Genomic DNA, 14,468 nt, shown 5'->3' on the forward strand with positions numbered 1-14,468 from the left:
GGGCGTGGGAGCGGGTGTGCGGGCAGCGGCTTTCGTAGGACGTACGGCGGACGGCGTGCGCGGCTGGGTGGCGGCCCGCCGCGGACGCCTTGACGACCGCGGCTCGGGCGCCGGCGCGGTGATCATCTTCGCGCTGGTGTTCCTGTCCCTGTCGGCCTTCGTCATCGACGGCGGCCTGTCCATCTCCAAGCGCGAACGGGCCGCCGACATCGCGGAACAGGCCGCCCGTTACGCGGCCCAGGACGTGGACCTGGAGGAGCTGTACCAGAACGGGGGCGGCGACGCCCCGATCCTCTTCGAGAACTGCGGCGCCCGGGTGAAGGCCTTCGCCCGGGAGATGGGGATGACCGGCGCCGACATAGCCGCCACGAACTGTGTGGCCGCCGACGCCGACCAGGTCGAGGTGGAGGTCCAGCTCACCTACTCGCCGGTCTTCACGGGCATGTTCTACGGCGGCGACGTGACGGTCCGGGGCCGGGCGGTGGCGGAGAACGAGGTGGGCTGAGCCGGCGAGGGCGAGCGGCGAGCGGCAGGCCGCGGACCGCGGCCCGCCGGGCGGTCACTCGCCGCCCTTGCCGCCCTTGTCCTCGGACTTCACGCCCTCGGAGACCTGCTTCGCCAGGTCGTCGTCCAGCTTCTTGAACTCGCGGACGATCGCCTCGGACATCTGGGCCAGGGCGTCGAGCTGCTGGTTGATGTCCTCGCGCCCGTCCTCCCAGTTGGACTCGAAGTCCTCCAGCTTGTCGTAGACGCCGCCGTCACCGATGTCGTCCCTGTAGGACTCGAAGAGCTTCTTGGTGTGGTTCATCCGGGACTTGATGTCCCGCAGCCGGGTGCCGTAGTCCTCGAGATCGCTCAACGGGAGCGCGAGGTCGGGTTTGCCGCCCATGTCAGGTCCCCCTCCTGATGGTCCGTATGGTCCGTGGCCTCTGCGACGCGAGTCTACGTCCGGGGTCCCGGCGGGGGCCGACGACGAGGACCGACGACGAGGACCGGCGACGAGCGTCGACGGCGGGGATCGACGGCGGGGGCCGACCGGACAACCCGGACCAAAGGGGTGGGTGGTGCGGAAGCGGTCGCTCCGTGCGGCACTTCCTCCCGGTTGCCCCCTCCAAGCCCTTCGACACGCTCAATAAGATCTCAGTAGGCTCAGCACACCCCCGCTCTCACGCCCCGTAGTCCCCTTGCCTCCCTCCCCACACGACATCAGGACACCCGCCATGGCGCGACGTACCACTTCCAACTCGACGGGAAGCCCGCCCGGGCCGAGGAATCGGACGCCGCAGCCCCTGCCCCGGCGCCGGCGCTCGGCGGGGGACTTCGTCAAGGCGTTCCTCGCCCTCGTCGCCCTGCTCGTGCTGCTCGTCGGTGTGCCGGGGGCGCTCGCCACGCAGATGGGCTGGCCGCTGCCCTCCGGGGCGCCGAAGGTGGAGTGGCTGCAGCAGGAGATCACCGTCGACACGTTCATCAACGTGCTGACCGTGGTCGTCTGGTTCGCCTGGGCCCAGTTCACCGCCTGTGTGCTCGTCGAGGTGAAGGCCGCCCTGTCCGGTGTCGGACTGCCGAACCGGGTGCCCGGGGCCGGTCCCAGCCAGCTGCTCGCGCGCCAGCTCGTCGCCGCGCTGCTGCTGGTCGGCGCGACCGCGGCGAGCTTCACGCCGGGGCTGTCGCAGCTCGGCCAGCAGCTGGAGGGCAACCAGCGGCCGGCCGTCGCGGCAGCGGCCCAGCAGACCCCGGGCGGGCTGCTGGCCCAGCAGCAGGGGCAGACCGCCGCGAGCGCCGCCGCGCTGGCCGAGCAGGCCGCCGGCGCCGCCGCGCACGCGGAGGGCGGCGCCCTGGCGGCCGAGGGCGACACGAAGTTCTACCGGATCCAGCCGCCCGAGGGCCGCCACCACGACTCCCTGTGGGAGGTCGCCGAGCGCCACCTGGGCGACGGGCGCCGGTACAAGGAGATCTACCAGCTCAACAAGGACCGTACGCAGCCCGACGGTTCGAAGCTGTCCGAGGCCAGCCTCATCCGGCCCGGCTGGATCATGGAGATGCCCGGTGACGCCCGCGGCGGCGAACTGGTCGAGATGCCCGACGAGGCACCGAAGGTCTCCCCGGAGGTCCAGCGGCAGATCTCCGACTACGCGAAGACCGGCGCCGCCCATCAGCAAGGTGGCGGACAGCAGGGCGGCGGACAGCAGGGCGGCGGGGCCGGTTCCGGGTCCCTCGACCGTGACACCGCCCACATCAGTCTTCCCGAGCAGCGGCCCACCCCCGACCGGGACCGGGGCCAGGACCGAGGCCAGGGGCAGCAGCAGGACGGGCGGGACCAGGCCGCGCCCCCGGCCGGTGAAGGCAGCGGGTTCGGGCTGCCGCAGGCACTGCTCGGCGCGCCCCTCCTCGCCGCCGGCCTTCTCGGCGCCCTCGGCCGGCGCCGCCGCCAGGCGCTGTGGCAGTCCGCGCTCGGCGCTGTCGGCGGGCGCCGCGGCATGGAGCCGCCCACGCCCACCGGCGCCGCCGCCGACGCGCAGGACGCGCTGCTGGTGGGGGCCGACCCCGAGGGCGTACGGCTGCTCGACCGGTCGCTGCGCGGGCTCGCCGCGTCGCTCGCGGGCGAGTCCCGTCCGCTGCCGACCGTGTACGCGGCCTGGATGAGCGGCAACGGCGACCTGCACCTCCAGCTCGCCCAGCCGGCCGGCCGGCCGCCCGCGCCCTGGCAGCTCGGGCAGGACCAGACGTTCTGGATGCTGGCCCGCGCCGACGCCGAGCGGTACGAGGACGTGGACGCGGCCGCCCCGTACCCCGGGCTCGTCAGCCTCGGCACCATGGACGACTCGCGGCTGCTGCTCAACCTGGAGTCCGTGCCCGGCATCGTCTCGCTGAGCGGGCGCGAGCAGGACCGGGCGGGCGTCTTCGCCTCCGTCGCCGCCGAGCTGGCCACCAACGGCTGGTCCGACCGCATGACGATCACCCTCGTCGGCTTCGGCGAGGACCTGACGCCGCTCGCGCCCAACCGGCTGCGCCACCTCGACGACGTCGAGGCGCTCGTGGAGACCATGGAGGCCGAGACGCGGCAGCGGCGCGGCGCGCTCGGCGCGGCCGGCCAGGACTCGGTCCTCACCGGGCGTACGGGCCCGGCCCAGCACACCCGGTGGGCCCCGCACCTCGTGCTGCTGGCCGCCGAGCCGTCCGCCGAGGACGCCGTCAAGCTCGCCGAACTGGCTGCCGACGCGAGCCGGCTGGGCATCGGCTACCTCGTCGGCACGCAGTCGGGCGATCTGCCCGGCGCCGCCTGGGAGATGGAGATCACCAGCGAGGGCAAGCTCCTCGCGCCGCTCCTCGGCCTCGAACTCGACGCGCAGCTCCTGCCGGTGTCCCAGCAGCGGGCCGTCGTCGAGCTGTTCACCGACGCCGACCCCGAGCGCGACGACGACCGCCCGGCCACCACCCCGCCGTTCCTCGTCGACATCAGCGAGCAGGGGCGCCCCGCGGTGTACGCGCGGCTCGTCGGCCCGTACGAGATCATCGGGCTCGAGACACCGGACGGCGAACGCAGCCCGCTGCTGCACGAGGCGCTGGCGCTGCTGCTCCTGCACCGCGAGGGGGTGCACCCGCGGGTGCTGTCCTCCGCGCTCTGGCCGCGCGGGGTCACGGACGACGTCCGGGACGCGCTCGTCGAGCGGCTGCGCGGCTGGCTCGGAACCGACCCGGACGGCACCGCGCGGCTCGCCGCCGACGCGACCGGGCGGCTCAAGCTCGCCAAGTCCGTCGTGTCCGACCTGGACGTGCTGCGCTCGCTCTACCACGAGGCCACCCAGGGCCGCGGAGCCGGCAGCCGCGCGGTGCGCGGACGGCTGCTGACCGACGCGCTCGTCCTGGTCCGGGGGCCGCTGCTCGCCGAGCGGCCCGCGGGCCGGTACGGCTGGCTGACCCACGAGATCATCGACGCCCAGCTCCCGCTGCTGGTCGCCGACATCGGACTCGCCCTCTCCGCGTTCCACCTGGAGAAGGACCGGGCCGAGAAGGCGATCGAGGCGCTCGACGCGGCGCTGGGCTCCGCGCCCGGCGACGAGCGGCTGTGGCACGAGCTGCTGCGGGCCACGCACGCCACCGGCGACACCGACCGGCTGAAGCGGCTCGCGGCCGACCTGGTCGCGCGCAGCGGCGCGCGCGGGCTGCCGCCCCGGACCGAGGCGCTCCTCGACGAGCTGCTGCCGACCTGGCGCAGCGGCGTCGCCGCCGCGGGATGAACGGCCTTCACTCGATCGGCCTTCAGGTGACCGGCCTTCAGTTGACCGCCCTTCAGCCGGTCGACCCCCGGCTGGTCGACCGGCTGATCGTCGTCGGCGCCGTCCTGTGGGGCGGCGTCGCCGGTCTGCTCGTGCCCCGCGCCGCGTACCGCTTCTGCGTCGACCCCGACGAGCCGTGGGCGGACCGGTGCCCCGAAGGCCATCCGGTGAACGGCTGGATCGGCCCGGCCCGCTGCCGGGAGTGCGGGGCCGGGGGGCGTGCGTACGGGCCCGGCACCCTTTCGGTGGCCCTCGCCACCGCTCTCGTCTGCGGGCTCCTGGCCTGCGCGACCGGCGCCCGGCCCGAGCTGGCCGTCTGGCTGCTGCTCGCCCCGCCCGGCGTGCTCCTCGCCGTCGTGGACTTCCGGGTGCAGCGTCTGCCGGACGTGCTGACGCTGTCCCTGGCGGCCGCCGCCCTGGTCCTGCTCGCGGGCGCCGCGGCGGCCCCCGAGCACGCGGGCGACTGGCCGACCGCGCTGTACGGGGCCCTGGCGCTCGGTGCCGGCTACTTCGTCCTTTTCCTCGTCAGCCCCGACGGGATGGGCTTCGGGGACGTGAAACTCGCCCTCGGCCTCGGGGCCGTCCTCGGCTGGTACGGCTGGGGGACCGTGCTGCTCGGCACGTTCGCGGGGTTCCTGTACGGCGGCCTGTACGGGGCGGTGCTCGTCGTCGCCCGCCGGGCCGGGCGCAAGACGTCCATCCCCTTCGGCCCGTTCCTGATCGCCGGCGCCCTCACGGGCCTGCTCGTCGGGGCGTACGCCGCCTGACGTCGGGTGATCACATCGGCTGGCGTACGCTGGATCAGTCCGTCCACACCCCTATGAAAGGGACCGCTCCGGTGACCGAGAAGGCCGATCTCCAGTCCGTTCTCGACCGTGCCGCCGAGGGTGGGCGGATCACCCCCGAAGAGGCGCTCGACCTCTACCGCGACGCCCCGCTGCACGCGCTGGGCGCCGCCGCCGACGCCGTGCGCCGCCGCCGGTACGCCGGTACGGAGCACATCGCGACGTACATCATCGAGCGGAACATCAACTACACGAACGTCTGCGTCACGGCGTGCAAGTTCTGCGCGTTCTACGCCCCGCCCAAGGACACCGCCAAGGGCTGGACGCGCGACCTGGACGACATCCTGCGCCGGTGCGCGGAGACCGTCGAGCTGGGCGGCACGCAGATCATGTTCCAGGGCGGGCACCACCCCGACTTCGGCGTCGAGTACTACGAGGAGCACTTCGCCGCGATCAAGGCGGCGTACCCGCAGCTCGTCATCCACAGCCTGGGGGCGAGCGAGGTCGAGCACATGGCCCGGATCTCCGGGGTGAGCGTGGAGGAGGCCATCACGCGCATCCACGCGGCCGGGCTCGACTCCTTCGCCGGCGCCGGCGCGGAACTGCTGCCGGCGCGGCCGCGCAAGGCCATCGCCCCGCTGAAGGAGAGCGGCGAGCGGTGGCTGGAGATCATGGAGACCGCGCACGGCCTGGGCGTGGAGTCCACGTCCACCATGCTGATGGGCACCGGCGAGACCAACGCCGAGCGCATCGAGCACCTGCGGATGATCCGTGACGTACAGGACCGGACGGGCGGCTTCCGCGCCTTCATCCCGTACACGTACCAGCCCGAGAACAACCACCTCAAGGGGCGTACGCAGGCGACGCTCTTCGAGTACCTGCGGATGATCGCCATCGCGCGGCTCTTCATGGACAACGTCGCCCACATCCAGGGCTCGTGGCTCACCACCGGCAAGGAGGTCGGCCAGCTGTCGCTGCACTACGGCGCGGACGACCTCGGTTCGATCATGCTGGAGGAGAACGTCGTCTCCTCCGCCGGTGCCAAGCACCGCTCGAACCGGATGGAGATCATCGACCTCATCCGCAAGGCGGGGCGGGTACCGGCGCAGCGGGCCACGACGTACGAGCACCTCGTCGTCCACGAGGACCCGGCGAAGGACCCCGTCGACGATCGGGTGCAGTCGCACATCTCGTCGACCGCGATCGAGGGCGGGACGGCGCACCCCGAGCTGAAGCTGCTCGCGTCCAACTAGCGCGGTGGCACTGACGATCCACGCCGCGGACGGGCTGCGGTACGCCTGGGACGACTCCGGTCCGGTCACGGACGGGGCCGTCGCCGTGGAGGGGGACCGGGTCGCCGCGACGGGTTCCCTGGCGGACCTCCGGGAACGCTTTCCGGGTGCCCGCGTGCGGCGGTGGCCCGGGGTGCTCGGGCCCGCGCTGGTCCACGGAGGTCCGGTGCCGGACGCGCCGACGCCGCGTGAACGGGTGCACGCGCTGCTGCGGCGGGGAGCGGTGGCGGTGCTGGCGGAGTTCGCGGACGCGTCCGGGGTGCGGGGGGCCGCCGAGCGCAACGGTGTGGTCGTGCTGGACCGGGCGCGGCCCGCGGTGATCGTCGACGGGGGGCGGGCCGATCTCGCCGTGTTCGGCGAGGACGGGGTGTGCCTCGCGACGGTGTGTGCGGGGCGGTTGGTGCATCGCCGCCGGTAGCTCCGCCGGTAGCTCCGCCGGTAGCTCCGCTGACGGCTTCGCCGGTTGTGCGTTTTCGGGTGCGGCTCCGTCGTGGCCGGTCGCGCAGTTCCCCGCGCCCCTGGGTGGGCCGGGCTCGCCCGTGCTTTCCAGGGGCGCGGGGAACCGTGCGGCCGGCCCCCGCCGGTCCGCGGACGGGAGACGGCCGGGAGTCATCCCGTGAACGCCTCGGCGAACGCACCCGCCTCCTGCTCGACCCCGCTGCAGTTCGTCGCCGCGTCGTCCGAGGACGCGTCGTCCTCCTCGCACTCCTGGTCCCGGAACGTCGACCACATCGACACCCACGCGACCCCCTTCTCCTCCGCGAAGGAACGGACCTGCGCCGCGTCGGACAGTGAGAACGTCTCGTTGGCCACGTCGTTCACGCCGAGCATCGACGTGAGCGCGAGTCCCTTCCACGCCCCCTCGTCCGACAGCCCGAAGACCTTCTCCAGCTGGTCGTGCGCGGCCTGGGCCGACGTCTCGGCGTAGTCGCCCATGTCCTCGTCGTACGTGCTGCCGTAGTTCATCGTCATGATGTTGACCGTGGACACCTGCACCCCGTGGTCGTTGGCGGACTCCAGCAGCGCGACGCCGTCGTCGTCGAGCCCGGACGGCATGACGGGCAGCGTGAAGGTGACCGCCAGGTCGTCGCGCTCCTCCTGCAGCAGCGCGATCGCCTCCGAGCGCAGCGCCACCGAGCCGGAGTCCGTCAACTGCGTGCCCTCGACGTCGAAGTCGGCCTCCGTGGCCCCGGCGGCGTCGAGCGCCCGCCCGTAGGCGTCGGCCAGCTCGGCCGCACTGTCACAGGCCGAGGCCAGCTCCTTGCCGGACGCCCCGCCGAAGGAGACCCGCACGGAGGCCCCGGAGCCGGTCAGCGCCGAGATGCGGGACTTCACCGCGGAGTCGCCGATCGCGGTCGTACCGTTCCACTTCGGCGTACAACTGCTGCCGTCCGCGATGACGAACGCCAGGTTGTACGTCGACGCCGACCCGGCCGAGTCGTTGTCGGAGGCGGTGGTGGCGCTGACGTACGGCGCGTAGGCGGTGCCCGACGCCGAGCCGGTCGTGCCCGACGCGCCCTGGGAGGGCGACGCACTGCTCTGCGGACGGCTCGTGGACGACGAGCCGCCGGAGTCGTCCGTACCCGGGGAACACCCCGCGCAGGCAAGGGCGATCACGCAGACGAGCCCGGCAGCCGGCTTCAGGAAAGTCCTCATCGCGCATGCTCCCACTCTCGTGATTTCTGTCTCAGCACGGAAACAAAGTGCGTTTCCGAAGTGGAAATGTCTCACGAACAGCCCCGCCGCACGAAGACAGGCAATCCATGGGAAAGCGGAAGCCCGTTCCCGGCAAATAGGGTGAACAGGGCATCCATATAGGGATATTGGGCATCTTCTCGGCGTTCCCCGCTCCGCCTCGCGATCAAGCAATCTCTCAGGAAAAAGACAGACTCGGAGATTTCTCATGGCCGTCTCACAACAGAATCAGAGTTTCGGTCACATAAAGGCTCCCTAATATCCGGGGAATGCATTCCGAGCCTGCCATCGAATCCCGCGCCGCCGTGCGTGGCCGCCGCCGCAAACGTGGCAACGGGTCCAACGGGCCCGCGGACGGTCCCGTGTTCGTTGACAACTCCGGGCGCAGAGCCAGGCTGCTGCGCAGGGTCGGCACCCTCCTCGGCGCCGTCTGCGTCGGGTACGCGGTCGTGCTCGGCATGGCGTTCATGGGCTGGGGCACCTCGCTGACCCCGTCCTCGCTGCTGCCCTTCGGGGCCGGCGGTCCCGACGGCGGCCAGAACTCCGGACCCGGCGGCGGACTCCAGCCGCAGGGCGGCACCGGCAGCCCGCCGGCGCGGCCCACCGGCGCCCCGCCCTCGGGTGTCGCCACCGGCGCCGCCCCCACCGCCGCCCCGTCGGCCCCCGCCGCCGCTTCCTCGGCCCCCGCCTCGTCCTCGTCCTCGTCCCCGTCCTCGTCCGCGTCCGCCTCCGCGGCCGCCAACTGACCGGAACGCACCCACACACATGGCTACCACCACGCCCCCGCGCGGCCGCCGGCGCGCGCCCTCCCGGATGACCCGGGCCGCGGGCCGGGCCGCGGCGCTGCAGAAACCGCGCGTCATCCTCGCCCTGCTGCTCCTCCTCGCCCTCACCAGCGTGATGCTGCTCGACGGCTATCTGCGCGCCGAGGTCGGCGGCGACGAGCGCGTCCGCAGCAACGCCAGTTCCAGCAAGGTCCCGGACAAGGTCATCGACGGCGGGCCGATCCTCTCCTTCAGGAACGGCCGGGCGCAGACCCGCTCCGTCCCGGAGAAGACCATCGCGCTCACCTTCGACGACGGCCCCAACCCCGACTGGACGCCGCAGATCCTGAAGATCCTGGAGGAGAACGACGTCCCCGGCACGTTCTTCGTGGTCGGCTCGATGGTCTCGCGCTACCCGGGCATCGTGAACGACCTGGTGGACCAGGGCAACGAGGTCGGCATCCACACCTTCACGCACGTCGACCTCTCGTACCAGAGCGACGCCCGCATCAAGCGGGAGATGGCCCAGACGCAGCTCGCGCTGGCCGGCGCGGCGGGCATCACGACGACGCTGTTCCGGGCCCCGTACTCCTCAGAGACGGACGCCATCGACAACTACAGCTGGCCCGTCTACAAGAAGCTCGGCGCGGAGGGGTACACCAGCGTCTTCGTCGACACCGACAGCGACGACTGGAAACGGCCCGGCGTCTCGAAGATCATCAAGTGGGCCACGCCGTCGAAGAACAAGGGTGCCTCGGTCCTCTTCCACGACGCGGGCGGTGAGCGGTCGCAGACGGTCGAGGCGCTCGGCACCTACATCAGGAAGATGAAGGCGAAGGGCTACACCTTCACCACCATCAGCGGCGCCGTGCAGCAGGCGGACGCGGAGGACCAGCAGGCGGACGCGGACGCAGGTGCGGACGCGGGCGCCCAGCCCGGCGGACAGGTGCCCGGCGGCCCGCAGGGCCAGGGGGCCGGGGGAGCCGGAGCGGCCGGGGGCAACGGCCTCCAGGCCGCGCACCGCACCGCCACCGGCACCACCCTCTACGAGGGCAAGGCCCTGGTCGCGGCGGTCGCCGTCGCGGAGTGGACCGTACCGGGGCTCGCGACCGGCCTCGCCGTCGTGGGCGTCGCCGTCATGGGCCGCTTCGGCATGATGCTGGTCCTCGCCCGCAGGCACTACCGCAGACGCAACAGGCGCCGGTTCAGCTGGGGGCCGACCGTCACCCGGCCGGTCAGCGTCGTCGTGCCCGCGTACAACGAGAAGGAGTGCATCGCCAACACCCTCGCCTCGCTGGCCCTGAGCACCCATCCGATCGAGATCATCGTCGTGGACGACGGTTCGACGGACGGCACCTCCGAGATCTCGCGCGAAGCGGCCCGGTCGCTGGGCATGACGAACGTCCGGGTCATCCGCCAGGAGAACGCGGGCAAACCGGCCGCGCTCAACAACGGTGTGCGCAACGCCGGCCACGACATCGTCGTGATGATGGACGGCGACACGGTCTTCGAGGCCGACACCGTACGGCACCTGGTGCAGCCCTTCGCCGATCCCGGGGTCGGGGCGGTCGCGGGCAACGCGAAGGTCGGCAACCGGAACACGATCATCGGCGCCTGGCAGCACATCGAGTACGTGATGGGCTTCAACCTCGACCGCCGTATGTACGACCTGCTGCGCTGCATGCCCACCATCCCGGGCGCGATCGGCGCGTTCCGCAGGGAGGCGGTGCTCGCGGTCGGCGGGATGAGCGAGGACACGCTCGCCGAGGACACCGACATCACCATCGCCATGCACCGGGAGGGCTGGCGGGTCGTCTACCAGGAGCACGCCAAGGCCTGGACCGAGGCGCCGGGCTCGCTCAAGCAGCTGTGGTCGCAGCGCTACCGGTGGTCGTACGGGACCATGCAGGCGCTGTGGAAGCACCGCGGGTCCCTGACGGACAAGGGGCCCTCGGGCCGGTTCGGGCGGGTCGGCATGCCGCTGGTGGTGATCTTCCAGATCGTCACGCCCGTCTTCGCCCCGCTGATCGACGTGTTCACCGTCTACTCGATGATCTTCATCGACTTCAAGGCGTCGCTGCTCGCCTGGCTGGCTGTCCTGTGCGTCCAGCTGGTCTGCGCGGCGTACGCGTTCCGGCTCGACCGGGAGAAGTACCGGTACCTGCTGATGATGCCGCTGCAGCAGCTCGCGTACCGGCAGATGATGTACCTCGTCCTGATCCACTCGTGCGTCACGGCCCTCACGGGCGGCCGCCTGCGCTGGCAGAAGCTGAAGCGCACGGGGGAGGTCGGTACGCCGACGGGGGCGAGCTGATGGGCTCGCACCGCCGGGTCGGACGCCCACCGGCGACGGAGCCCCGACCGGTGACACCCCGCCCGACGCCGGAGCCGACACCGCGGCCGACGCCGGAGCCGGCACCGCGGCCGGAGCCGGGGTCTCTGACGGAGCCGGCGCCGTGGCCGGAGCCGGCGCCGTGGCCCGAGACCGGGCCTCGGACGGAGCCCCTGCCGTGGGTGGAGACCACGCCGCAGGCGGAGAGCCCACCGCAGGCGGAGAGCCCGCCGAGGACGGAGGGGGCGCCGGGGACGGAGGGGGCGCCGGGGACGGAAGGGGCGCCGGGGACGGAGGGGGCGCCGTGGGCCGAAGGGGCGCCGAAGGCGCGCCGGGGCGGAGGCCGTGACCGGTATTTCGACACCCTCCGGGCCGTCGCCCTCGTCCGTGTCGTCACGTACCACACCTTCGGGTGGGCCTGGGCGGGCATGGTGCTGCCGTCCATGGGCATCATGTTCGCGCTCGCCGGGACCCTGATGGCGAAGTCCCTGGAGCGCCCCGCGCTCAAGGTGATCAGGAGCCGGGTCCGCCGGCTCCTGCCGCCCTTCTGGTTCTGGGGATTCTTCGTCGTCGCCGCGATGCTGGTCCACGGCTGGATGCCGGGTTGGCAGATCGTCTACTGGATCGTGCCGCTCGGTGATCCGCCGGGCAACGCGTGGGGCGAGCAGGCCTGGGAGATCCTCTGGTACCTGCGGACGTACCTCTGGTTCGTCCTGCTGTCGCCCCTGCTGCTCAGGGTCTTCCGGTCGGCCCCGGTCGCGGTCCTGGTCCTCTCCCTCGCCCCGATCGTCATCGTCCAGTTCCTCTGGACCCCGCCGGACGACCGCTTCGGCACCGGGATCGTCGACCTGGCCACGTACCTGTTCTGCTGGGTCCTCGGCTTCGCGCACCGCGACGGCGTCCTGGAGCGGCTGCGCCCGCTCGCCGTCACCGCCCTCTCGCTCGCCGCGATCGGCTACGGCGGCTGGTACGCCTTCACGCACCAGGCCGGGACGGGTTCGTACGACCTCGACGACATCCCGTATGCCCAGGCGTTCTGGTCGGCGGGGTTCGTGACGCTGCTGATGTACGCGAAGGCGCGCCTCGGCATCGACTTCGCGTGGCTGGCCCGCTTCCGGCGCCTCGACCGGATCGTACGGATCTTCAACGCCCGCGCGGTGACCCTCTACCTCTGGCACGAACTCGCGCTGATCCTCGCCGTCCCGCTGATCGACACGTTCTGGAACGTGCCGGCCTTCGAGACGTATCTGCCGCTGGAGAGCCAGTGGTTCATGTTCGGGGTCGGCTGGGTCCTCATCGCCGTGTTCGTGCTGCTGTGCGGATGGGTGGAGGACGTGGCGGCGAGGACGAGGCCGAGGCTGCTGCCCTGAGGGGCCCGTCCGACCGCCGCCACGGCGGTGGCGGCACCGACCGGCGTACGGGCCGGGTGCCGGGGAGTCACCCGGCCCGTACTGCCACAATGGGACCGTGACCCGCGCCTCCCTGAACAAACAGCCGCACGAAGTCGCCTCGATGTTCGACGACGTCGCGGAACGGTACGACCTGACGAACGACGTGCTGTCGCTCGGCCAGGACCGGGTGTGGCGCAAGGAGGTCGCGAAGGCGGTCGACGCGCGGCCCGCGCAGAAGGTCCTGGACCTCGCGGCGGGCACCGCCACCTCCTCCCTGCCCTTCGCGCGCTCGGGGGCGTACGTCGTCCCCTGCGACTTCTCCCTCGGGATGCTCAGGGTCGGCAAGAAGAACCACCCCTGGCTGCCGCTCACGGCGGGCGACGCGACGAGACTGCCGTTCAAGGACGACACCTTCGACGCGGTGACGATCTCCTTCGGCCTGCGCAACGTGCAGGACACGGATGCGGCGCTGCGGGAGCTGTACCGGGTGACGAAGCCCGGCGGGCGGGTCGTGATCTGCGAGTTCTCGCACCCGACCTGGGCGCCGTTCCGCACGGTCTACACCGAGTACCTGATGCGCGCGCTGCCGCCGGTGGCCCGTGCGGTGTCCTCGAACCCCGAGGCGTACGTCTACCTCGCCGAGTCGATCCGTGAGTGGCCCGACCAGCCCGCGCTGGCCGGACGCCTGATCGGGGCGGGCTGGTCCAAGGTGGCCTGGCGGAACCTGTCGGGCGGGATCGTCGCGCTGCACCGGGGCTTCAAGCCGCAGCGGTAGCTGCTCACCGCCGGCGGATCGGGCCGGAGCGGAACACCTTTCGGGGACGCGGCGCGGCTCACATGCGCAGCGCGAAAGGATCGTCCGGGGCGTCGGGCAGTACGTCGAGTTCGCGCTGCAGGCCGCCCGACGGCGGTGCCGGCAGCCGCGGTTCGCGCACCCCGGCGCCCCCGCCGCCCTCCCCCTCGCCGAAGTCGAACCACACCGTCACCACCGTCCCGCGCGGTACCTCGGACCCGGGCAGCGGATACTGGCGTACGACGTAGTCGACGACGGTCAGGCCGAAGTCGGGGCGGTCGGGCGCGGCGAGGAGCACCCCGCGCGCCTCGGCCGTCTCACGTGCGTCCACGGCCATCAGGCCGACGAGCCGCGGTACGCGCACTTCGGGTGTCCTGCGTGGTATGCGCACAGCCGTCACCCCCAGCGGTACCGGCAGGGTAAGCCCATGCCGGGCCCCGCCGGAAGGCGTCGGAGAGCCGGGCCCGTGCCGTCAGAGGGCCAGCCGGTAGCAGTGCCCGAACTGGTCCGACCGGGGCGAGGTGAACGTCTCGGCCAGCTCCATGCCGAGGCGTCTGGTCACGGCGATCGAGCGTTCGTTGCGGGAGTTCACCATCGCCACCACCCCGGTGACCCCCGTGGCACGCACCCGGTCCAGGGCGGAGCGCGCGGCCGCGGTCACGTACCCCCGGCCCCAGTACTCCCGGCCGAGCCGCCAGCCGATCTCGATCTCCCCCTTCGGGCCCCACTCGTGCGGCCACGGCTGGGCGCCGGTGAAACCGATGACCCGCCCCTCCTCGTCGAGCATGGTCCAGAGGCAGAAGCCGTGCTCGGCGTCGTGCCGGCGCTGCCGGGCGGTCAGCTCCTCGTAGACGGACGGTTCGGCGGGCTTCCCGCCGTGGAACTCCATCACGTCCGGGTGGGCGAAGACCCGGTGCCAGGCGAAGGCGTCCTCGTCGGTGGGGACGCGCAGGTGTACCACGGGGAGAGCTCGGTTCACGGGGCAGCCCTTCAGCCAGGTGATCAGTACCGCTGCATAGACTGCCCATGTCCCGTGCCCGTCAGCACGCGGATTTCGAGACTTCGTGCTCGAAGACCGCAGCACCGCGGGACCACAGCACCGCAGCACCGCAGCACCGCGAGACCGCAGGACCGCGAGA

At 72.3% G+C, this 14,468-nt stretch carries 13 protein-coding genes; 9 read left to right on the plus strand and 4 right to left on the minus strand.

Features of this window, described 5'->3' with window-relative positions; translation table 11 throughout:
- Nucleotides 1–16: 16 nt before the first annotated feature.
- Entirely contained in the window at nt 17–505 is a 489-nt protein-coding gene (locus QFZ75_RS22365) for a pilus assembly protein TadG-related protein (RefSeq protein ID WP_373465921.1), read from the plus strand.
- Nucleotides 506–559: 54 nt separating this feature from the next.
- Here the strand turns inward: QFZ75_RS22365 and QFZ75_RS22370 are convergent, their stop codons facing one another.
- Nucleotides 560–889 carry a hypothetical protein gene (locus QFZ75_RS22370; protein ID WP_307539531.1) on the minus strand — a complete coding sequence of 110 codons (330 nt, stop codon included), beginning with the start codon at nt 887–889 and terminating at the stop codon, nt 560–562.
- A 331-nt stretch (nt 890–1,220) separates the two neighbouring features.
- Here QFZ75_RS22370 and QFZ75_RS22375 point away from each other — a divergent pair, with 331 nt between their 5' ends.
- The 4 genes from QFZ75_RS22375 to QFZ75_RS22390 all read left to right on the plus strand — a co-directional run bounded on the left by QFZ75_RS22375 (nt 1,221) and on the right by QFZ75_RS22390 (nt 6,772).
- Nucleotides 1,221–4,238: a BTAD domain-containing putative transcriptional regulator gene (locus QFZ75_RS22375; RefSeq protein ID WP_307539533.1), complete on the plus strand. Its 3,018-nt coding sequence runs from the start codon at nt 1,221–1,223 to the stop codon at nt 4,236–4,238.
- A 71-nt stretch (nt 4,239–4,309) separates the two neighbouring features.
- Nucleotides 4,310–5,044, plus strand: coding sequence for an A24 family peptidase (locus QFZ75_RS22380; protein ID WP_307544691.1), 735 nt, complete (start codon nt 4,310–4,312; stop codon nt 5,042–5,044).
- Nucleotides 5,045–5,115: 71 nt separating this feature from the next.
- Nucleotides 5,116–6,315: a cyclic dehypoxanthinyl futalosine synthase gene (gene mqnC / locus QFZ75_RS22385; protein WP_307539534.1), complete on the plus strand. Its 1,200-nt coding sequence runs from the start codon at nt 5,116–5,118 to the stop codon at nt 6,313–6,315.
- Nucleotides 6,316–6,319: 4 nt separating this feature from the next.
- Nucleotides 6,320–6,772, plus strand: a complete 453-nt coding sequence (locus QFZ75_RS22390; RefSeq protein ID WP_307539536.1) for a hypothetical protein — start codon at nt 6,320–6,322, stop codon at nt 6,770–6,772.
- A gap of 191 nt (nt 6,773–6,963) precedes the next feature.
- Here QFZ75_RS22390 and QFZ75_RS22395 read toward each other — a convergent pair whose 3' ends face one another.
- Complete coding sequence (locus tag QFZ75_RS22395) at nt 6,964–8,010, minus strand: chitinase (protein WP_307539537.1); 1,047 nt, start codon at nt 8,008–8,010, stop codon at nt 6,964–6,966.
- 308 nt (nt 8,011–8,318) lie between these two features.
- Between QFZ75_RS22395 and QFZ75_RS22400 the strand changes: the two genes are divergently transcribed.
- The 4 genes from QFZ75_RS22400 (at nt 8,319) to QFZ75_RS22415 (ending at nt 13,311) form a co-directional block, all read left to right on the plus strand.
- Nucleotides 8,319–8,795, plus strand: coding sequence for a hypothetical protein (locus QFZ75_RS22400; protein ID WP_307539539.1), 477 nt, complete (start codon nt 8,319–8,321; stop codon nt 8,793–8,795).
- Between the two features lie 19 nt (nt 8,796–8,814).
- Nucleotides 8,815–11,127 carry a bifunctional polysaccharide deacetylase/glycosyltransferase family 2 protein gene (locus QFZ75_RS22405; RefSeq protein WP_307539540.1) on the plus strand — a complete coding sequence of 771 codons (2,313 nt, stop codon included), beginning with the start codon at nt 8,815–8,817 and terminating at the stop codon, nt 11,125–11,127.
- A gap of 191 nt (nt 11,128–11,318) precedes the next feature.
- Nucleotides 11,319–12,515 carry an acyltransferase family protein gene (locus tag QFZ75_RS22410; protein ID WP_307544693.1) on the plus strand — a complete coding sequence of 399 codons (1,197 nt, stop codon included), beginning with the start codon at nt 11,319–11,321 and terminating at the stop codon, nt 12,513–12,515.
- A gap of 97 nt (nt 12,516–12,612) precedes the next feature.
- Nucleotides 12,613–13,311, plus strand: a complete 699-nt coding sequence (locus tag QFZ75_RS22415) for a demethylmenaquinone methyltransferase (RefSeq protein WP_307539542.1) — start codon at nt 12,613–12,615, stop codon at nt 13,309–13,311.
- Between the two features lie 58 nt (nt 13,312–13,369).
- Here the strand turns inward: QFZ75_RS22415 and QFZ75_RS22420 are convergent, their stop codons facing one another.
- Together QFZ75_RS22420 and QFZ75_RS22425 are read right to left on the minus strand one after the other, a co-directional pair.
- On the minus strand, nt 13,370–13,693 hold the full coding sequence (locus QFZ75_RS22420; RefSeq protein ID WP_307539544.1) for a PASTA domain-containing protein: 324 nt from the start codon (nt 13,691–13,693) through the stop codon (nt 13,370–13,372).
- Between the two features lie 108 nt (nt 13,694–13,801).
- Nucleotides 13,802–14,308 (minus strand): GNAT family N-acetyltransferase, encoded by a 507-nt coding sequence (locus tag QFZ75_RS22425; protein ID WP_307539546.1) that lies wholly within the window; start codon nt 14,306–14,308, stop codon nt 13,802–13,804.
- Between the last annotated feature and the right edge of the window lie 160 nt (nt 14,309–14,468).

It is taken from the genome of Streptomyces sp. V3I8, from assembly GCF_030817535.1.
Taxonomy (GTDB): domain Bacteria; phylum Actinomycetota; class Actinomycetes; order Streptomycetales; family Streptomycetaceae; genus Streptomyces.

Coding starts and splice junctions, on each gene's coding strand:
- QFZ75_RS22400 (WP_307539539.1), top strand. CDS start 8,319: ATGCATTCCGAGCCTGCCATCGAATCCCGCGCCGCCGTGCGTGGCCGC.
- QFZ75_RS22405 (WP_307539540.1), top strand. CDS start 8,815: ATGGCTACCACCACGCCCCCGCGCGGCCGCCGGCGCGCGCCCTCCCGG.
- QFZ75_RS22375 (WP_307539533.1), top strand. CDS start 1,221: ATGGCGCGACGTACCACTTCCAACTCGACGGGAAGCCCGCCCGGGCCG.
- QFZ75_RS22370 (WP_307539531.1), bottom strand. CDS start 889: ATGGGCGGCAAACCCGACCTCGCGCTCCCGTTGAGCGATCTCGAGGAC.
- QFZ75_RS22395 (WP_307539537.1), bottom strand. CDS start 8,010: ATGAGGACTTTCCTGAAGCCGGCTGCCGGGCTCGTCTGCGTGATCGCC.